General features: G+C 69.8%; 22 protein-coding genes and 1 CRISPR repeat array. Of the genes, 12 read left to right on the top strand and 10 right to left on the bottom strand.

Annotated features, from left to right (window positions below; translation table 11 throughout):
• The first annotated feature begins 53 nt into the window (after positions 1-53).
• The 3 genes from O7621_RS18960 to O7621_RS18950 are packed head-to-tail and all read left to right on the top strand — an operon-like array spanning position 54 to position 2,046.
• The gene (locus O7621_RS18960; protein ID WP_282230494.1) at positions 54-470 is read left to right on the top strand and encodes a GntR family transcriptional regulator; all 417 of its coding nucleotides are present in this window, start codon (positions 54-56) and stop codon (positions 468-470) included.
• Positions 467-1,417: an ABC transporter ATP-binding protein gene (locus O7621_RS18955; RefSeq protein ID WP_282230493.1), complete on the top strand. Its 951-nt coding sequence runs from the start codon at positions 467-469 to the stop codon at positions 1,415-1,417. The genes O7621_RS18960 and O7621_RS18955 overlap by 4 nt, the downstream gene beginning before the upstream one ends.
• Positions 1,414-2,046 carry a hypothetical protein gene (locus O7621_RS18950; RefSeq protein ID WP_282230492.1) on the top strand — a complete coding sequence of 211 codons (633 nt, stop codon included), beginning with the start codon at positions 1,414-1,416 and terminating at the stop codon, positions 2,044-2,046. The genes O7621_RS18955 and O7621_RS18950 overlap by 4 nt, the downstream gene beginning before the upstream one ends.
• A gap of 66 nt (positions 2,047-2,112) precedes the next feature.
• Here the strand turns inward: O7621_RS18950 and O7621_RS18945 are convergent, their stop codons facing one another.
• On the bottom strand, positions 2,113-2,475 hold the full coding sequence (locus O7621_RS18945) for a hypothetical protein (protein ID WP_282230491.1): 363 nt from the start codon (positions 2,473-2,475) through the stop codon (positions 2,113-2,115).
• A gap of 208 nt (positions 2,476-2,683) precedes the next feature.
• Between O7621_RS18945 and O7621_RS18940 the strand changes: the two genes are divergently transcribed.
• From O7621_RS18940 to O7621_RS18930, 3 genes are all read left to right on the top strand, one after another.
• The gene (locus O7621_RS18940; RefSeq protein WP_282230490.1) at positions 2,684-3,511 is read left to right on the top strand and encodes a DUF5753 domain-containing protein; all 828 of its coding nucleotides are present in this window, start codon (positions 2,684-2,686) and stop codon (positions 3,509-3,511) included.
• Entirely contained in the window at positions 3,508-3,702 is a 195-nt protein-coding gene (locus tag O7621_RS18935; protein WP_282230489.1) for a DUF397 domain-containing protein, read from the top strand. The genes O7621_RS18940 and O7621_RS18935 overlap by 4 nt, the downstream gene beginning before the upstream one ends.
• Positions 3,703-3,942: 240 nt before the next feature.
• Positions 3,943-4,146, top strand: a complete 204-nt coding sequence (locus O7621_RS18930; protein ID WP_282230488.1) for a Uma2 family endonuclease — start codon at positions 3,943-3,945, stop codon at positions 4,144-4,146.
• 70 nt (positions 4,147-4,216) lie between these two features.
• Here O7621_RS18930 and O7621_RS18925 read toward each other — a convergent pair whose 3' ends face one another.
• The 4 genes from O7621_RS18925 to O7621_RS18910 all read right to left on the bottom strand — a co-directional run bounded on the left by O7621_RS18925 (position 4,217) and on the right by O7621_RS18910 (position 6,645).
• On the bottom strand, positions 4,217-4,837 hold the full coding sequence (locus O7621_RS18925; RefSeq protein ID WP_282230487.1) for a DUF6518 family protein: 621 nt from the start codon (positions 4,835-4,837) through the stop codon (positions 4,217-4,219).
• 94 nt (positions 4,838-4,931) lie between these two features.
• Positions 4,932-5,193: direct repeats of the CRISPR family, unit length 27 nt; unit sequence CCCTTGGGCGTGACGTGGTTTCTGACC.
• 210 nt (positions 5,194-5,403) lie between these two features.
• Positions 5,404-5,706, bottom strand: coding sequence for a CRISPR-associated endonuclease Cas2 (cas2, locus tag O7621_RS18920; protein WP_282230486.1), 303 nt, complete (start codon positions 5,704-5,706; stop codon positions 5,404-5,406).
• Positions 5,682-6,446, bottom strand: coding sequence for a CRISPR-associated endonuclease Cas1 (cas1, locus tag O7621_RS18915; protein ID WP_282230485.1), 765 nt, complete (start codon positions 6,444-6,446; stop codon positions 5,682-5,684). Before cas1 ends, cas2 begins: the two co-directional genes overlap by 25 nt.
• 34 nt (positions 6,447-6,480) lie before the next feature.
• Positions 6,481-6,645, bottom strand: coding sequence for a hypothetical protein (locus O7621_RS18910; RefSeq protein ID WP_282230484.1), 165 nt, complete (start codon positions 6,643-6,645; stop codon positions 6,481-6,483).
• 193 nt (positions 6,646-6,838) lie between these two features.
• On the opposite strand from O7621_RS18910, the gene uppS reads away from it, so the two are divergent.
• The 3 genes from uppS (at position 6,839) to O7621_RS18895 (ending at position 8,419) form a co-directional block, all read left to right on the top strand.
• Positions 6,839-7,540, top strand: coding sequence for a polyprenyl diphosphate synthase (gene uppS / locus O7621_RS18905; protein ID WP_282230483.1), 702 nt, complete (start codon positions 6,839-6,841; stop codon positions 7,538-7,540).
• Between the two features lie 185 nt (positions 7,541-7,725).
• Positions 7,726-8,124, top strand: coding sequence for a type II toxin-antitoxin system RelE/ParE family toxin (locus O7621_RS18900; protein ID WP_282230482.1), 399 nt, complete (start codon positions 7,726-7,728; stop codon positions 8,122-8,124).
• Positions 8,090-8,419 (top strand): helix-turn-helix transcriptional regulator, encoded by a 330-nt coding sequence (locus O7621_RS18895; RefSeq protein ID WP_123601237.1) that lies wholly within the window; start codon positions 8,090-8,092, stop codon positions 8,417-8,419. Before O7621_RS18900 ends, O7621_RS18895 begins: the two co-directional genes overlap by 35 nt.
• A gap of 57 nt (positions 8,420-8,476) precedes the next feature.
• Here O7621_RS18895 and cas6 read toward each other — a convergent pair whose 3' ends face one another.
• Both cas6 and O7621_RS18885 read right to left on the bottom strand, forming a co-directional pair.
• Positions 8,477-9,235: a CRISPR system precrRNA processing endoribonuclease RAMP protein Cas6 gene (cas6, locus tag O7621_RS18890; protein WP_282230481.1), complete on the bottom strand. Its 759-nt coding sequence runs from the start codon at positions 9,233-9,235 to the stop codon at positions 8,477-8,479.
• Between the two features lie 187 nt (positions 9,236-9,422).
• On the bottom strand, positions 9,423-10,286 hold the full coding sequence (locus tag O7621_RS18885; RefSeq protein WP_282230480.1) for an aldo/keto reductase: 864 nt from the start codon (positions 10,284-10,286) through the stop codon (positions 9,423-9,425).
• Positions 10,287-10,418: 132 nt separating this feature from the next.
• Between O7621_RS18885 and O7621_RS18880 the strand changes: the two genes are divergently transcribed.
• Entirely contained in the window at positions 10,419-11,297 is an 879-nt protein-coding gene (locus tag O7621_RS18880) for a LysR family transcriptional regulator (protein WP_282230479.1), read from the top strand.
• A gap of 109 nt (positions 11,298-11,406) precedes the next feature.
• Positions 11,407-12,690, top strand: coding sequence for a low temperature requirement protein A (locus O7621_RS18875; protein ID WP_282230478.1), 1,284 nt, complete (start codon positions 11,407-11,409; stop codon positions 12,688-12,690).
• Positions 12,691-12,730: 40 nt separating this feature from the next.
• Here O7621_RS18875 and O7621_RS18870 read toward each other — a convergent pair whose 3' ends face one another.
• Positions 12,731-14,521 (bottom strand): GNAT family N-acetyltransferase, encoded by a 1,791-nt coding sequence (locus O7621_RS18870; protein ID WP_282230477.1) that lies wholly within the window; start codon positions 14,519-14,521, stop codon positions 12,731-12,733.
• Positions 14,522-14,722: 201 nt separating this feature from the next.
• Here O7621_RS18870 and O7621_RS18865 point away from each other — a divergent pair, with 201 nt between their 5' ends.
• A complete protein-coding gene (locus O7621_RS18865) occupies positions 14,723-15,211 on the top strand; it encodes a DUF5980 family protein (RefSeq protein WP_282230476.1) in 489 nt (162 codons plus the stop codon).
• Positions 15,212-15,256: 45 nt separating this feature from the next.
• Here O7621_RS18865 and O7621_RS18860 read toward each other — a convergent pair whose 3' ends face one another.
• Both O7621_RS18860 and O7621_RS18855 read right to left on the bottom strand, forming a co-directional pair.
• A complete protein-coding gene (locus O7621_RS18860; protein ID WP_282230475.1) occupies positions 15,257-16,531 on the bottom strand; it encodes a hypothetical protein in 1,275 nt (424 codons plus the stop codon).
• Between the two features lie 255 nt (positions 16,532-16,786).
• Complete coding sequence (locus O7621_RS18855) at positions 16,787-17,152, bottom strand: cellulose binding domain-containing protein (protein ID WP_282230474.1); 366 nt, start codon at positions 17,150-17,152, stop codon at positions 16,787-16,789.
• Positions 17,153-17,483 lie beyond the last annotated feature (331 nt).

Below are 17,483 nucleotides of genomic sequence, written 5' to 3'. Positions count from 1 at the left end.
CCCGACCAGGCATAGTGCTATTCTGCTAGCGACCTAGCAGAATAGGAGTCGGCGTGATCGAGTTCAGGCTGGACCGCCGGTCCGGCGTCACCCCGTACCTGCAGTTGGTGCAGCAGGTACGCCAGGCGGTGCGGCTCGGCTGGCTGCAGGAGGGCGACCGGCTGCCGACCGCCCGGGAGGTCGTCGCCGCACTCGGCATCAACCAGAACACGGTGCACAAGGCGTACCGCGAACTGGAACGCGACGGCGTGGTGCAGTCCCGGCCCGGCGTCGGCACCTTCGTACTGGCGTCGCTGTCGGCCCGCCGCGCAGCCTGGGACCCGGCGATCCGCACCCAGCTCGCGGCCTGGGTCGCCACCGCCCGCGCCGCCGGCCTGGACGACGACGACCTGCGCGCCATCCTGGCGGCCGAACTGGCCGAGAGCGCCTCGACCCGGACGACGGACGACCAGCCGGGGCGGACCGGATGATCACGTTGCAGACCACCGGCCTGGGCAAACGGTACGGCCGCAGCTGGGCGCTGCGCGACTGCACGCTCGCCGTACCGGCCGGCACGGTCACCGCGCTCGTCGGCCCGAACGGTGCCGGCAAGACCACCCTGCTGCACCTGGCGGTCGGGCTGCTCACCCCCACCACCGGGCAGGTCCGGGTCGGCGGACGGCCACTCACCGGGCACGGCCACGACCTGGCCCGGGTCGCGTTCGTCGCCCAGGACAAGCCGCTGTTCGCCGGGTTCACCGTGGCGGAGATGCTCCACTTCGGCCGGGCCACCAACCCGGCCTTCGACACCGGCGGGGCGCGGGCCCGGCTCGACGACTACGGCATCCCGCTGCAGCAGCGGGTCCGCACCCTCTCCGGTGGGCAACGCACCCTGGTCGCGTTGGCCCTCGCCCTGGGCAAACGCGCCGAACTGCTGCTGCTCGACGAGCCGCTCGCCGACCTGGACCCGTTGGCCCGTACCGAGGTGATGGGCGCGCTGATGGCCGCCGTCGCCGACACCGGCGCCACCGTGGTGCTCTCCTCGCACATCCTGGCCGACCTGGTCGACACCTGCGACTACCTGCTGCTGCTCAACCGTGGCCGGCTGCAGGTGGCCGGCGGATTCGACGAGCTGACCGAGGCGCACCGGGTGCTGACCGGGCCGGTCGAGCTGGCGCAGCGGCTGCGGGCGGCGGACCAGCCGCCCGTACACCTGAGCGTCACGGCCCGGCAGACCACCGCGCTGGTCCGGCAGGCGTCGGCCGCAGTACGCGGAGAGCCGGCCGCGGTACGCGGGCAGCCGGCCAGCCACGACGCCGGGCAGGTGCCCGGCCTGGAGGAGCTGGTGCTGGCGTACCTGCGCAACCCGGACGCCGTCTGCCTGCCCGCGCCCACCCTCGTCGCGGCCGGTCAACCGGCGGGGAAGGACGTCCGATGATCTGGCTCGCCTGGCGTCAGCAGCGATTCCCGTTCATCGCCGCCGCGATCCTGATCTGCCTTTACGGCGGGTTGACGGCGGCCGCCCACGTCGACGCCGAGTTCGTCACCATCACCCAGCTGTTCGCCGGCTACCTGACCATCGGGGTCTGCATGTTCTGGGGCGTGCCGCTGGTGGCCCGCGACCTGGAGCAGGGCACCCACCGGCTGGCCTGGACGCAGAGCCGGCCGCGCGGCCACTGGCTGGCCGCCCGGCTGGCGGTCGCGGCGGCCGGGTCGCTGACCGCCGCCACCGTGGTGACCGCCGTCGTCACCTGGGGGTTGCCGTCCGCCGACGGCGACCCGATGCGCTGGTTCGCCTACGAGTCACACGATCTGGTCCCGCTGGCCCGGGTGCTGTTCGCGCTCACCCTCGGCGCGGCGTTGGGTGCGGTGACCCGCAACACGCACGTCGCGATGGCGCTCAGCGTGCCGGTGCTGGGCATCGTCCAGCTGGGCGGTGCACGTGCGGTGCGCGAGGCCAGCTCGTGGACGTACTGGCAGTTGCAGGTCGCCGAGTCCGGCGTCTACCTGGGCGCGGCGGCCGTACTCACCGCAGTCACGTTCCTCGCCGTCCACCGCCGGACCTGACCCGCACTGGCGCCCGCACGGTCCCCGCGCCCCGCTGGCTTTGATGAGCACACCGGTCAGTACAGATCAGTAGATCCAGCTGAATTCCAACTCGTCGATGGTGGTGCCGACGTGGACTTCGGCCAGGAATCGGCGCATCAGGCTGCCCGGATCGGCGGCGTCCTCGATCTGGATCAGCATGCCGCGTCCGTGGGCGACGACGGCGTCGAGCACCAGGCGTTCGAGCTTCTCGGCGTTGACCGGGCCGGGCCGGCAGCCGCACGGTGCGCCGTACGCCCGGCCGCTCAACGTCTGCAGGCAGACGAGCCGACGGTCACAGCCGGCGCAGGCCAGCAGCCCGTCGAGGGAAAACTCGGACCGACCCGCGCGGTCGACGCGGTACATGCCGGTCGGCGGTACGTGTCCGCCGCTGGTGGTGCGCTCGCTCATGTTCGCAACCTCCGTCACGAGATACCGGATTCCGTGAATTCACCCTTGTGGCGGACCACACTTCCAGCCGGCGTACGGCAGACTCAATCGTGGACGCCGGCTCGTCTCCACTGTGATGTGGCGATTTCGGCGACCAGCCCGACCAGCGGTTTCCTTTTGAAACATTGGCGCGGGTGGTGGGTGTGTCGGACGAAAGGAAGGTGAAGCGATGCCGGTCACCGGACCGACTGTGGTGCGCCGTCAGCTGGGGCGGCGGCTGCGCCGACTGCGGGAGGAGGCGGCCCGCACCGAGCAGGAGGTGGAGCGGGCCAAGGTCTGTTCGCGTACGACGTTGTGGCGCATCGAAAACGGAAAGTTTCCGGTCAAGATGAACACCGTTCGCGGTCTCTGCTGGTTCTACGGTGCCGACCCGGAGACGACGGACGCGTTGACCCGGCTCGCCGGGGCCAGTGATGATCACGGGTGGTGGGAGTCGCACGGGGACGCCGTACCGGACTGGTTCCGCTTGTACGTCGGCCTCGAAGCCGCCGCCACCGAGATCCACAACTACAACCCGGAGCTGATCCACGGCCTGCTGCAGACCCCTGACTACATGCGCGCGGTCTTCCGCGCCGCCGACCCGCAGGCGACCGAGCAGAAGATCGAAGGTCAGGTGTCGCTGCGGCTGGACCGGCAGATTTCCTACTACGACCGCGAGGAGCCGGCCCGGATCGTCGCGGTCCTCGGTGCGGGTGCGCTGGCCCGCGAGGTCGGCGGACCGGCGGTGATGGCCGAGCAGCGCGCCCACCTGGCCGGGCTGGGTCGACGGGTACGGGTGGAGATCCGCGTCCTACCCTGGTCGGCGGGTGCGCATGCGGCGATGGTCAGCCCCTTCACGTTGCTGGACTTCGCCGACCCGGACGACCCGGACATCGCCTATGTCGAGTCCCATGTGGGTGCTCGTTACCTGGAGCGGCCGGAGGAGTTGGCGGAGTACCGTCGAATTTTCCGGCTGATCCGTGAGCAGTCGGTCCCGATCGAGGAGCACCTGCGATGAAGCCCGACACCCCCTGGTTCACCTCCAGCCGCAGCGGTGGCAACGGCGGCGAGTGCGTCGAGGCCCGCCGGCACGCCGGCCAGGCCGAGGTGCGCGACAGCAAGGACCGCGCCGGCCCCACCCTCACCTTCACCACGACCCAGTGGGGCACCTTCACCACCGCCCTACAGACCGGCACCCTCCCCCACTGACCACCGCCGATCGCCCTTTCCCCCACCCCTATCCCTGGGGTGGGGGACGCTCGTCCTCCTCCTGACACTGGTGACGCGTGAACGTCCTTGATCTCAACCGAACCTGGGACGAAGCGAGCTACCTCGCGCTGGGCAGGCCACCCGACCGGACGGAACTGGTCGACGGCTGCTTGTGGATCAGCCCCGCACCGAGCAAGCGTCACCAACAGCGAAGGAACCGTTACCGATGCGACCGAGGTCGTGCTGATCTGCGAGATCACGTCTCCGAGCAACGCCGCCACCGATCGACTGCTCAAGATGCAGTTGTACGCCGCCGCCCGAATCTCGTGGTATCTGCTGGTTGAGCACGAGTTGCCGAATCCGTCGGCGGTGACACTCCGGCTCTTCCGGCTCGACAACGAGCACTACGTCGAGCACGTGACCGCGACCAAGGGCGAGTCTTGACCACCGATCAACCGTTCCGGTTCACGCTCGACACGGCCGCACTGCTCGACGAGTAAGCCCTCCGGCCCGGTCAGCCGAAGCCCGTCGCCAGGAACGCTCCGAGGCCGAGCAGCGCCAACGGCAGCGCCGTGGCGAGGCTGAGGATCCGGTTGCGGGTCGTCCGACCGGCAAGAACGATTACCAGTACGCCGAGCACCGCCCGGACCACGACATGCGGGATCTGCTCGCTGCCGTAGCTGGGATCGCCGATCCGGGCCGCCTCCAACGCCGCCTCGGTGTAGCACACCGCTCCCGGCAGGGCCGTACCGATGGTCTGCCGCCAGCCTGAGCCGCGTGCCCAGACACCGCCGACGCCGAAGACCACTCCGGCGAGGACCCCGAAGGCCATCCAGAGCAGAGAGGTCGGCGCCCACAGCAGCGACCAGTCGTCGCCCTGGATCAGCGCCGCCGCGACGTAGTAAGCGGGTACGGCGATCACCAGTCCGGCGGCGGCACCGACAGCGGCCCGCAGCCATCCGGTCCGAACCCAGTAGCCGAAGAAGAACGCGGCGACCGCCCACACCGCAGACGAGTTGCCCAGGTCGGCAAGGGGCCACCAGGGCATGGACTTGATCCATACGAAGTCGACGAACCCCAGCAGGAAGCCGCCGACCACAGCGACGAGCGCAACGCGCCGATTGTCCGGATACATGCCGCCGGACCTTACCGTGCCGCGGGCGCGGGCGCTCCTCGTGCAGCGGGCACCCGCCGCACCGCCACCTGCCCGCTCCCGAGCTCCTCATGCGCCCTTGGGCGTGACGCGGTTTCTGACTCGGAGAGTGACACGTCGGGCACGCTCGCCCGGCTCGCCGGCGTTTCTGTACGCCCTTGGGCGTGACGTGGTTTCTGACCACGTCGACGCTGACCGCTAAGTGGCGGTCGGCATGGTGGGTTTCTATACGCCCTTGGGCGTGACGTGGTTTCTGACCCACGAAGCGCGGTACTACGTCAAGGCAGCAATGATCTACAAGTTTCTATACACCCTTGGGCGTGACGTGGTTTCTGACCCTACCCGCTCTGGCGGGGCTGTGACCAGCGCAGATGCGCGCCCTCTGCACGGCGACCTCCGGAGCTCCACATGCGACGGGGGATGCAGGTCACTTTTCTGGACGTTTCCGCAGCTCAGGGGCTTGCACGGCGTACCGCCGATCTTCATGATCGCCTAACCAGGCCCGACTCGTCCGCCATCCGACCTACTTGCGCCCTCCGTACCTTTCGTCACAGCACCACCCAGTAGGGTGGCTCTGGGTCGATCCGGTGCTGGCCGATCACCACCAACTGATCCTGACAGCCAGCGCAGATCGACACGATGTGAATCGTATCCGTCTCCACGTCGATCATCGCCTCCAACCGGGCGGCAAGTCGAGACAACCTTGCCCGGTCGAGCTGGCAGAGGAAGACGCTGCGCTGGATCCGTTCGCCCCACTGCTGCAGCGCCGCCGCCACCCGCAGCCGGCGACTGTCCCGCGAGATGTCGTAGCACACCAGCACCGTCGTCAACGCCACTCCAACCCGTCCCACGGCACGTCCCGCTCCACCCACGCGGCCAGCCGCTGCGCCTGCCGGTGCAGGTGACGACGGATCGACCCGGTGAAGCCGGGCAGGGCGCTGCGGGTCACCGTCGCCATCCGCTGCTCGTACGCGTCGATCAGCACCGCACGCCCCTCCCGGTTGAGCAGTACACCGGCCCGGTCGGTCTCCTCGCTGCCGTGCTCCAGACCCAGCCGGCCGGTGCGGGCCAAGTGCAGCACCACCTGGTCCACCACGTATGGCCGGAACTCCTCGATCAGGTCCAACGCCAGGCTCGGCCGACGGTCCGCCGGGGTGTGCAGCAGCCCGATCGCCGGGTCGAGGCCGGCCGCCGTCAGCGCGGTCACCGCCTCGCCGAGCAGCAGCGTGTAGCCGAACGACAAAGCCGAGTTGATGACGTCCAGCGGCGGTCGACGCGACCGGGTGGCGAACCGCAGCGGTGCCGGCAGCAACGCGCCCAGCGCCGCGAAGTAGGCACGGGCGGCCGCGCCCTCGGCCCCCATGATCTCGTCCCGGCTGGTCGCGCCCGCCACGGTGTCGATCGACCGGATGAGCCCGAGGATCGCGGCGTCGACCTGGTCGTGCCGTTCCTGCCGGCGGCTGCGGTGCAGCAGCACGGCCTGATTCGACAGCTTCGCCGTCACCACCGCCCGGCCGAACGTCACCGCCCGCCCCGGGTCGTCCGAGGCGCCCAGTTGCGGGCACCAGCCGACAGCCCCACCGGCCCGCACAGTGCCAGGCCACGGACGTGACCGGCCGGCACGCTCAGCAGGGTGACACCGTCGGGTGAGCCCACGACCAGCCGGCCGCCACCCGTACCGTCGCGCCCGGCACCCCGACGTAGATCACCTTGGTCGGCGCGCGATCCCCGTCCGACGACCCGATCCCGCCGTACGAATCGATATCGCCCAGGTCGACGCCGAAGCTCACCGCCGGACCGCCCCGTCTCCCGCCGCTGTCATCACCCGCCGTTACCCGGTCGTTGGCCGAGTCAGCGGACCGACCTGCGCTGCTGTGTTCGGGCGAGCAAGCGTGGTGAGATCAGGCGATGATGTGACCTCTGCTCGACGCCGGACACCGGCTCTACGCCCGCCGGCTGCGCGCCCGGCTCACCGCCGCCGAGTTGCCCCGCCACCTCGCGATGGTGATGGACGGCAACCGGCGGTGGGCCCGGCAGATGGGCTTCGACGACCCCAAGGTCGGCCACCGGCACGGCGCCGAACACCTCGACGAGGTGCTGAGCTGGTGTGCCGAGATCGGAATCCGGCACATCACGGTGTTCGTCGCCTCCGTCGACAACGTCCGCAAACGCGCCTCGGACGAGGTCGACAACCTGATGGGCATGATCGAGACCGTCGTCGCGGATCGGCTGACCCGCGACGGCAACATCTGGCAGCTGCACCTGGCCGGTCGACTTGAGGTGCTGCCCGACTCGACCCGGCACGCGCTGAAGCTCGCCGAGGAGGCGACCCGGCAGCGGGCGACCGGCCACCACTTGACCGTGGCCATCGGCTACGACGGCCGCGAGGAGATCGTCAACGCCGTACGGTCGCTGTTGGACGACCAGGCGCGGCGCGGGGCGACGCTCGACGACATCGCGCAGCGACTGACCGCCGACCAGATCGCCGCCCACCTGTACACCAGTGGGCAACCGGACCCGGATCTGGTCATCCGCACCAGCGGGGAACGCCGGGTGTCCGGCTTCCTGCTGTGGCAGGCCGCCCACTCCGAGCTGCACTTCTGCGACGTCTACTGGCCCGGCTTCCGCAAGATCGACCTGCTCCGGGCGCTGCGCTCGTACGCCGCCCGCAAGCGGAAACCCTGACCGCTACCGCCAGGTCGGTTCGAGGCGGACCAGGCCGAAGCCCCGGCCACGCTGCGCGCCGACCCCGCTGTACGGTGCCAGCCGCCTGCTGGCGGAGTGCCGCAGCTCCGCAACAGCGGCACCAGCTCTGGCGGCTCGGATACCTGGGGGTGCGTGCAATAATAAGCGTGACTTATAGTCACACCATGTGGGAGGTGTCCTTACATCCTGAGGTCGAGGACTGGTTCATCGACCTTTGCCGTACCGACCCGGCCACCGCCGACCGGGTTGCCGAGGCCGTAGACCTGCTGGCCGAACACGGTCCCGCGCTAGGAAGGCCTCTTGTGGACCGGCTCAAAGGCAGTCTGTACCACAACATGAAAGAGCTCCGGCCAGGGTCGACAGGTGATACAGAGATCCGCATGATCTTCGCCTTCGATCCCCTCCGGGAGGCGATATTCCTCGTGGCGGGTGACAAGTCTGGCCAGTGGAAAGCCTGGTACGAGACAGCCATCCCGCTAGCCGATGCGAGGTTCGACGAGCACCTGACGAAACTCAAGGAGAATGTTGATGAGCCCGACGAACTGGCGAGACGTCAAGGCTAAGGCACGCGCGGCCGATCCCGAGTGGGACAACCCCAGCCGGGTTGCTCGACGTGCCGAGATGCGTCAGCAGATGTTGGCGTCCGTGAGCGGTGTCCAGCTTGCCGAGATCCGCAAGCAACTGGGCATGACTCAGGTGCAACTCGCTGAGGCAGCAGGACTGTCGCAAGCTCGGATCAGCCAGATCGAAAATGGCGAAGCTACCAGCCTGGAGTCTCTCAGGTCGTACGTCGCAGGGCTTGGCGGACACCTCGACATCATCGCCCGAATCGGAAACATACAACTGAATGTGGCATAAGTTTCTGGGCTGTCGGCAACACTCTGCACCAGCCTGAGCCGAGCGCATCGGAGTCGCTCATCGCCAGGTCGGTTCGAGGCGGACCAGGCCGAAGCCGCGGCCGCGCTGCGCGCCGACCCCGCTGTACGGGGCCAGCCGCATCAGCCGGTCCACTGCCCCGACCAGGGCGGTCGGCCCGTCGCAGACGTAGCGGATGCGGCCCATGAAGCCCGACACCGTACGCCCGTTGACCTTGACCACGTCGCTGGTGCCGTCGATGTCGCTCACCCACAGCGCGTCCCGGTCCGGCCGCTCCCCCGGCCCATCAGTGCCCGGCCCGCCGATGCCCGGCAGCGGAAGCACCAGCTCCGGCAGCCCGGCCGGCGCGTTCGCCCGCCACACCGCCCGCAGCCCGGCCACCACCGACCACGGGTCCGGCCACGGCGTGAACCCGTTGCCGCGCCGGAACGTCGCCGGGGTCAGGAACCGCAGCGACCACGCCGCGTCGCCGGACGGCCGGGCCAGCTCCAGCCACGACACCCCGGCCACCTGCCGCGCGCCGGTGACCAACGCGCCGACCTGACCACCGAACCGGATCACCGCCCCCGTCGCCGCCCCGGCCCGCAGCTTGTCGACCAGGGCGTCGTCGAGCAGGCCGACCTCGACCAGGGTGCCGGCCGGGTGCGCCACCGGCGGGCTGACGCTGTACGCCTTCGCATGCGACCGGTGCGCCGCCTCGTCCACATCGAACCAGCGGGACACCACCGCGTGGACGTGTTCGAGCCGCACCCCGGCCGGATCGATCCCCGGCACCACGAACTGCCACCTGCTCGGCATCACGCACTCCCCTCTGCCCGGCGAACCCACCAACGTAGGCCAGCCGCTCCACCTTCGACAAGCCTGGACCGTCGTCAGGTGTGGGGGCCGAGACAAGATCAAGTGAAGGCCAGATACCTCAACCGGCGGGTTGATAGGTATCTGGCCTTCACTTGATCTTGCGCATGGTGCGGGCGGGGCCGGTCGGTCAGGCGGGTAGGTCGAGGCGGGCCAGGTGTTCGGCCGACAGTTCGAGGTCGGCGGCGGCCGCCGAGTCACGGATCGTCTCCGGACGTGACGCCCCGGGGATCGGGACCACGACCGGCGCCTTCGCCAGCATCCAGGCCAGGCAGACCTGCTGCGGGCTGACCCCGTACTCCTTCGCGACCTCAGCGAACACCGCGAACCGCGACCCCAGGTCGGCGGCGCTGGCGATGCCGCCGAGCGGACTCCACGGCAGGAACGCGATGCCCAGCTCGGCGCAGAGCGTCAGCTCCGGCTCACTGGAGCGGAACGCCGGGGAGAACTGGTTCTGTACGCTGACCAGCCGGCCGCCGAGGATGTCGTGGGCGAGCCGGATCTGCTCCGGGTCGGCGTTGGAGATGCCGGCGAGCCGGATCTTCCCAGCGTCGAGCAGGTCCCGGATGGCGCCGATCGAGTCCGCGTACGGCACGGTGGGGTCGGGCCGGTGGAACTGGTAGAGGCCGATCGCCTCGACGCCGAGCCGTTTCAGCGACGCCTCGCAGGCGCTCTTCAGGTAGTCGGGCGAGCCGTTCTTGGTCCACGAGCCGTCGCCGGGTCGCAGGTGGCCGCCCTTCGTGGCGATCAGCACGTCGGACGTGTCACCCCCGAAGGTCGCCACGGCGCGGGCGATCAACGACTCGTTGTGGCCGACGTCGGCGGCGTACAGGTGATAGGCGTCAGCGGTGTCGATCAGGGTGACACCGGCGTCCAGCGCGGCGTGGATCGTGGCGATCGACCGCTGCTCGTCGGGCCGGCCCTCGATGGACATCGGCATGCCGCCGAGGCCGATCGCCCCGACGGCGACGCCACCGATGTGACGGGTGTGCATGAAGTCTCCTCTACGGGATGGTCCGTGGGCGCGGTTGTCGTACCCCACACGCCCGGGTTCCACCCTCTTACCCTGCGGTTAAGCTGTCCAACAGAAGGATCCGATCCCGGCGATCAGTTTTGGTGATAAATCGTGGAGCTGCGTCAGCTCGAGTACTTCGTGGCGGTCGCCGAGGAGCGGCACTTCACCCGGGCCGCCGAGCGGATGCACGTCGCGCAGTCCGGCCTGTCGGCGTCCATCCGCTCGCTGGAACGGGAGCTGGGGGCCAGCCTGTTCGTCCGCAACACCCGAAGCGTCGAGCTGACCAACGAGGGGCGGGCGCTGCTCTCCGAGGCCCGACATGCCCTGTCCAACGTCGCCGCCGCCAAGGACGCGGTGGCCGCGGTCCGGGGGCTGCTGCGCGGCCAGCTGGCGGTCGGCACCCTGCAGTGTCTGGGCGCGGTCGACCTGCCGGCGGCGCTGGCCCGGTTCCACGCCGCCCATCCTGGCGTCGAGATCCGGCTCCGGCAGGGCGGTTCGGCGGACCTGGTCGAGCGGGTCCGCACCGGCGACCTCGATCTCGCCTTCGTGTCGATGCCGGCCAGCGCGCCGACCGGTGTCACACTGGCCCCGATCCGCACCGAGCCGATGGTGCTGGCCTGCGGGCCGGACCATCCGCTGCGCGAACGTGCCAAGGTCGACCTGGGCGAGCTGGCCGGTGAGATCTTCGTCGACTTCTCCCCGGGCTGGATCAGCCGGGACGTCGTCGACCAGGCGATGGCCGTCGCCGGTGTCGATCGCCGGGTCGCCTTCGAGGTCAACGACGTGCACTGGCTGCTCGACCTGGTCAGTCACGGGCTGGGCGTCGCCGTCGTACCGCAGTTCTTCACCACCAAGCGGACCGCCGCGCGCTTCGCGCCGATCACCGACGCGCCGCACTGGAACGTCGCGGTGGCGACCGCGAGCGGCCGACACCCGAGCACCGCCGCGACCGCGCTGCTGTCCCTGGACGGTCTCCGCCCCCGATCCTGACGACGACGGCGGTTCCTCGACTTCGCGCAGCAAACGTTCCGGGCTCGTAAGCCCCAGCCTCCGTCGCATACTGTCGGTCGTGGAAGCCACAAAACCGACATCTTCGGTCATGCCCGCCGCACCAGGCATGAAGGTCTCTCGCCTCGAGTTGTTCTACGACCTGGTCTTCGTGTTCGCATTCATCCACGTGACCACTGCCTCGGTCGAGGATCTGCAGCCGTTCGGACTGGTGGCGATCTTTCTGCTCCTGTCGGTGCTCTGGCTGGTCTGGTCCCGGTTCGCCCTGCTGGGGAACAATCTCCGGGCCGACTGGGGAATCATGCCGATCCACGGCTTCACCATCATGGCGATCGTCTTCATCGCGGTGGCGACGCTGCCCGGCCTCGGCGACGAACCGCCGCAGGCACAGCCCGGCGTCCCGCAGGTCATTCCCGGCGAGTTCATCTTCCCTACCTGTTACCTGCTGATCTGGTTGCTGGAAGCCGCCGCGCTGCGCGTCGCCGCGAGGACGCACCCCGAACTACTGGGCACCTGGTGGAGGGACACACCGGTGCTGGCCGCCAGCACCGCGTTGCTGTTCGTCGCCGCGGTGGTACCGCTGTTGGGGTGGCCCGGCGAGGGCGTCGTCACACTCCTTCTGCTCTGGACGCTCGGCGTCGGCGTCGCGTACCTGACCACGGTCCGCCTCGAACCGTTCGCCGTGGTCTCCGCCGGGCACTGGACGGAGCGGCACGCACAGATCGTCCTCATCGGGTTCGGTGAGGCGCTGCTGTCGCTCGGGCTCGGCTCCGGCGCCTCGATCGGGGCGCCGGGCACCGTCCCGGTGATCACCGCGACGCTGCTCGGCATCGCCCTGATCTGCGCCATGTGGTGGGCGTACTTCGACACCCGGTCGTACGCCGCCGAGCAGGTGCTGCACCACACTCACGGGGTACGCCGCGACCGGCTCGCCCGCGACGCCTACACCCTGCTGCATCTGCCCATGCTGTTCGGCATCATCCTGCTCTCCCTCGGGTTGAAGCAGACGTTGGCCTTCCTGGCCGGGGCGTCGTCGACCGGTGACGACGCCCCGCTCGAACCGATCCACCTGCGCGCGCTGTACGGCGGGGTCCTGCTCTACCTGGTGGCGTTGTCGGCCTTCCAGTTACGGACCGTCCGCAGCGTCACCGCCAGCCTGGCCGTACCCGCCCTGCTGCTCGCCGCGCTGCTGCCGGTGGTCGACCGGATCCCGGCGTTCGCGGCGCTGCTGCTGCTCACCGTAATCACCGTCACCGGTGTCGCCGCCGACAGCCAGCGGTCCGGGGTCTGGCGGCACCACCTGCGCGAACACCGACTCGCCGAGCAGCAGGCCCTGGAACGCAGGGAGAGTGACTGGCGGCGCCGCCACGGATGACGGACGTAACCCGCAGTGCGGCGCACACGTAGCCACACTCTCACCGACAGTGATCCTGCTGTCCGCCGGCGATGGTACGGACGACGCCGACCATGTCGAGGGCCCCGTCGCCGCGGCTGACCGCGTCGGCGTAGAGCGCCCGGCACAGCTCGCTGAGCGGGACGCCTGCCCCCACTGCGGCGGCCGCGTCCACAATGAGCTCGGCGTTCATCTGCACATCGGCGATTGCTGCCTGCGCGTCGAGGTCGTCGGCGACCAGCTTCGCGGTCTTGACCCGGGAGATCGGCGAGGACATCTGACCCGCGTCGAGGACGCCGCGTAGCAGGTCCCGGTCGAGACCGTGCCGGTCGGCGAAGTGGAACGCCTCGGCGAGGCCGGTCACGAGGGCGATCAGGAACACGTTGGCGGCGAGCTTCATCGCGATCCCGGACGGCACCGGCCCGCAGGTGGTGATCTGCGCGCACAGCGGGTCGAGCAGCGCGACGGTGCGCCGGACGACGTCGGGGCGGCCCGCCACCATCGCGACCAGTTTGCCGTCCTCCGCCGGGCGGCGGGAGCCGGAGACCGGGGCTTCGACGTAGTGTCCGCCAGCGCTTTCGACCTCGTCGGCCAGCGCCTTGGAGTACTCGGGGGGAAGTGTTCCCATGTTGACGATCGTGCGTCCGGCGACGAGGTGGGCGAGTCCGCCGGGGACGTCACGGAGGACCTGATCGACGGCGTCCGCGTTGCGCAGCATCACGATGACCGTGTCGCACTGCGCGAACACCTCCGGGACGTTCGCGGCGGTACGGGCGCCGGCCGCCTTGAGTTCGTCGTCGGACTTCGGGGTACGGCTCCACACGGTCAGCCCGACGCCGCTGCGGGCGAGCCGGCGGGCCATGGGCAGCCCCATGATGCCCAGGCCGAGGAACCCGACCCGACCCGGTGGGGCGCCGGCGCCGCCTCCGGGCAGCGACTTGACGAACCAGTGGTGCGCGTACGGCTGGTCGTTGAACGGGGCGGCCTCGTCGTATCCGGCAGCCCGGTACAGGCCGATCGCCTCGGTGAGGGTCCGGTTGGTGTCCAGTCGTACGACGCCCGCCCCGAGCGACGCCGCAGCCTCCTCGGCCGCGGCGAGCAGCCGCCGTCCGATCCCCAGCCCGCGCAGCTCGGACGACACCCAGAGCCGGCGGATCTCCGCTGACGTGTCGTCGACCCTGGTGACGGCGACGCAGCCGACGGGGCTGTCCTTCAGCGTCGCGAGCAGGAACAGCCCGGACGGGGGACGCAGCGCGTCGTCGGCGGTGGGGACGGCCCGGTCCGGTCGGAACCCGCCGTCGAACCGGTCGTCGAGCGTGCGGCGGTACGCGTCGACCGCCCGTCGTGCCGGTTCCGAGGACGGGTCGGCAGCGGCGATCGCGACCGTGGAGGCGGTGAACAGGCGGCGTACGGTCTCGGTCGCGGTAGCGAGCTCGTCGCGTTGGCGCTCGGTCAGCGGGGCCAGGATCGTCCCGACGAGTTCGTCGGAGAGCCGGTCCAGCACCGCCAGCTCCGCCAACCCCGACGGGGTGAGGGTGGCCCGGCGGACCCTGCTGTCGTGTTCCGAAGGGGACACGACGACCAGCCCTTCCTGCTCGAGTGCGCGCAGCTGCCGGCTGGTGTAACCGGAGTCGAGTCCGAGGCGGCTGCGCAGCTCACGGACCTCGATGCCCTCCGTGCCGATCTCCCACAGCAGCCGATCGAGGCTGAGCGGTCGGTCGCGTGCCAGGTAGCGGTCCTCCAGCACGCCGAGTCGTTCGGTGACGTCGCGGTTGAACGCACGGATGGTCTGGATCCGGGATTCCAAGCTCACGATCTCTGACTATAGTCAGAGATATCTCCGCTGCCGTCGGCCGGGGCGCGTCCAAGGGGATACCCCGGTCGACCGTTGACACAGACAGGTGGCCGCTATGGACTAAAGGTCCACTACAGTCCGGCCGTAGCGATCACCTGATCCATCCGGTCGGAGGATGCGATCGGCGAGCAGTCGGCCATTGACCTGAGGAGATCAGCCGTGAGATCCAAGTACCGCGCGACGGCGTGCGCGCTCGGCCTGGCCGCCGCGCTGGCATCGGTGACGTACGGTGGCCTACCGGCCGCAGCCGCGAGCGGCACCGTGTGGTCGGCGGCACCGGCCACGGCCGACGCAGCCGGACCGGCGACCTGGAAGGCCGCCGGCCTGGTGGACGAGGGTCAGACCATCTGCACCCGGCCGACCGTCGGGCAGCGCAGTCTCGTCCTGATCAGGCTCGTCGGCAGTTGGCCGCAGTTGGCAACGGACACCAACCACTTGCCCGCCGGGTCGTCGGTCGCGACGTATCCCATTTACCCGGGGTCGAACGACAGTCCCACCCAGATCAGCTCGGCGGTCAACGTGCTGCTGCCGGCGCTGCCGCTCGGCACACAGCGCACCGCCGAGGTCGAGGTCACCGACGGCGTACACACCCAGAGCGTCGCGTTCCACATCGTGGTGACCGAGGACTGCACCGGGTTCCGCCTCTGACCGACGAGCGACAACCGACCGGCAAGGACCGGCCGGGACCCGGTGTCAGGTGGGGCGGCCCAGATCGAGCTGCGGGATCGTGAACTGCGCACCGAGCTGGAAGTAGATCGGCCACACATGCCGCGGCCAGCGGTACTGCCGGGCCGACCAGATGCCGAGCCCGACCGAGATCTCCTGCGGCAGCTGCGCGCCGAGCAGGACGATCGCCTCCGGAGCGGCGGCGGCCTGATCCGCCACCCACTGGGCCGCCGCCGCGACGATCGCCGGATAGTCCGCCCACCGGTGCTGGGTCTCGCCGGGCGGCGGCAGGTAACGCCACTCCCGTAGCTCCGTCGACATCGTCGCCGGCAGTCCCAGCCCGACCGCGTCGTGCAGCTCGAAGACGACCGGTTCGCGGCTGCCCGCCGCCGCGTCGTCGTGGGCGGCCCGGTCGGTGACGTCCACCGGCAGGCTCGGCAGCAGCCCGAACCGGTTGTGGTTGGTCCGCAGCACCAGCAGCAGCACCTGCGGCACCGGTTCCAACGCGGTCCCCGGCGCGGTAGCCGGCACCGGCTCCGGTCCGGCCGCCGTACCCGGCTGACCGTTGCGGCTGATCTGCAGCCGCACCTGGTGACGTCGCACGTTCAACTCGCCGAACAGCCCGTCGCCGGGGCGCTCGATCTGCTGCTGGAACGAATGTCCGTCGTCCTGGACCGGTCGCGCCCGCACCGGGCCCTGGCGGCCGAAGCTGTCCCGCTGGCGGACCCGTACCGCCCGGCCCCGGCTGAGCGCCGTCGTCCGCTGCCCGAACGCGACCGCCACCGGCCACGGTGCCCACACGAACAGCGACCGGTCCAAGGCGGCGTCCCGGCCGTCCGGGTCGTGGTTCACGACCTGGAAGTGCCGGACCACAGCGTCCATGTCACGCCCCCAGCGGGTCGCCTCCTCACCGTGCGGCCACACCGCCGTCCGGTCGAAGCTGCGCAGCGGCGGCACCGGTCGGAACACCGCGAACTGGTCCCGTACGTCGCTCAGGAAGCCTTCCTTCTGCTCCGGGGTCCACTCGGCGGCCGTCTCGTTGACGACGTACGCGATGCCCCGGGTCTCCCGCAGCCGGTTGCGCCACCACCACAGCGTCGCACCGGCGGCGACCGTAGCCACCGCCACGCTGAGGAAGACGACCAGCCACCAGACCCGGTCCCGCCCCTGCGACCAGCCCTCGGCGGCCAGGTCCGGGACGATCCCGCCGGCTGCGCTGAACGCGGCGGTGCCGACGGTGAACAAGACGCCGATGAATCCGGTGCCGGCCGGACCCGCCAGCCACCTCGCGAAACGTGCCACATCCACGGTACGGCGGGCGCGTCGCGCCACGGTTGGCCGATTCCGTTCTACCTCAGACAAGGTCACCTCGCCGCTTTCCACCGGTACGGTCAGCCGACCGTAACCACTTGACCGGCGTACGCAATCCCCCGGGTGGATCTTCCGCCGCCCGCGGGCGGCGGAAGATGGGCGAGATCACACCGGCCCGACCGGGTGACCGGTCGGGCCGGTAGCGGCCGGAAGCGTCACGGGCGCTCCGGCGCCGGAGTACGGAATCTACAGCGGCCAGAGGATCGTCGGCAGGCCGGTGCCGGTCACCACGAACCCGACCGCGACGGACTGACCCGGCGCGAGCGATCCGTTCCAGCTTGTGTTGATCAGGGTGTAGTGCGGCGTACTGGTCGCGATCTGCGCATTCCATAGGTTGGAGACGGTCGACCCCGCCGGTAGCGTGAAGGCCAACTCCCAGCCGGTGATCGGCACAGTGAAGTCGTTCGTGACGACAACCTCGGCGACATAACCGGTCGACCAGGAACTTGTCTGGGTAAATGTTGCCGTCGTCGCCTGCGCCGACGGCGCGAAGAACAATGTCGCGGAAACACCGATTGCCAGTGCCGCGACGAAGCCGAGCAGCTTCCGCATTGAGAGCACCACCATCCACTAGTTCTGCCAGGTGACATGACCTTACGACTTTGCATAGCCACGCTTCAATGCCACTTCTTGCAGCATAAAGTGATGCGCGAATCGCATGACAGACCGGGCCACCGTAGGAAATATGCGAGTTTCACCCACGTGATCCGTAGGGCACCGAAAGCCCGCCGGGAGTCGGCTGCCCACCAAACAGCCACTTTGAACGATGGGCGTCTATGATGAGTGGGCGGGAGCGGCAGTGCTGACAGTCCGAGCCGAGGGCAACGGCGACGGAACCAGACCGTCCCGCCCGGATCGCGCCGGGCGGAGGAGAGGAAGCCTG

Origin of the sequence: Solwaraspora sp. WMMD937 (assembly GCF_029581175.1) — a bacterium.
Classification (GTDB): Bacteria; Actinomycetota; Actinomycetes; order Mycobacteriales; family Micromonosporaceae; genus Micromonospora_E.
Note: the sequence above shows the minus strand (reverse complement) of the source record. Positions and strands in the feature narration are given on the sequence as shown.

Excerpts from the sequence above, each read along its gene's own strand:
- O7621_RS18855 (WP_282230474.1), bottom strand. The coding sequence starts at position 17,152 with ATGCGGAAGCTGCTCGGCTTCGTCGCGGCACTGGCAATCGGTGTTTCC.
- O7621_RS18935 (WP_282230489.1), top strand. The coding sequence starts at position 3,508 with ATGAAGCCCGACACCCCCTGGTTCACCTCCAGCCGCAGCGGTGGCAAC.
- O7621_RS18900 (WP_282230482.1), top strand. The coding sequence starts at position 7,726 with ATGTGGGAGGTGTCCTTACATCCTGAGGTCGAGGACTGGTTCATCGAC.
- O7621_RS18875 (WP_282230478.1), top strand. The coding sequence starts at position 11,407 with ATGCCCGCCGCACCAGGCATGAAGGTCTCTCGCCTCGAGTTGTTCTAC.
- O7621_RS18885 (WP_282230480.1), bottom strand. The coding sequence starts at position 10,286 with ATGCACACCCGTCACATCGGTGGCGTCGCCGTCGGGGCGATCGGCCTC.
- O7621_RS18945 (WP_282230491.1), bottom strand. The coding sequence starts at position 2,475 with ATGAGCGAGCGCACCACCAGCGGCGGACACGTACCGCCGACCGGCATG.
- O7621_RS18950 (WP_282230492.1), top strand. The coding sequence starts at position 1,414 with ATGATCTGGCTCGCCTGGCGTCAGCAGCGATTCCCGTTCATCGCCGCC.
- O7621_RS18955 (WP_282230493.1), top strand. The coding sequence starts at position 467 with ATGATCACGTTGCAGACCACCGGCCTGGGCAAACGGTACGGCCGCAGC.
- O7621_RS18895 (WP_123601237.1), top strand. The coding sequence starts at position 8,090 with ATGAGCCCGACGAACTGGCGAGACGTCAAGGCTAAGGCACGCGCGGCC.
- O7621_RS18940 (WP_282230490.1), top strand. The coding sequence starts at position 2,684 with ATGCCGGTCACCGGACCGACTGTGGTGCGCCGTCAGCTGGGGCGGCGG.
- O7621_RS18925 (WP_282230487.1), bottom strand. The coding sequence starts at position 4,837 with ATGTATCCGGACAATCGGCGCGTTGCGCTCGTCGCTGTGGTCGGCGGC.
- cas6 (WP_282230481.1), bottom strand. The coding sequence starts at position 9,235 with ATGCCGAGCAGGTGGCAGTTCGTGGTGCCGGGGATCGATCCGGCCGGG.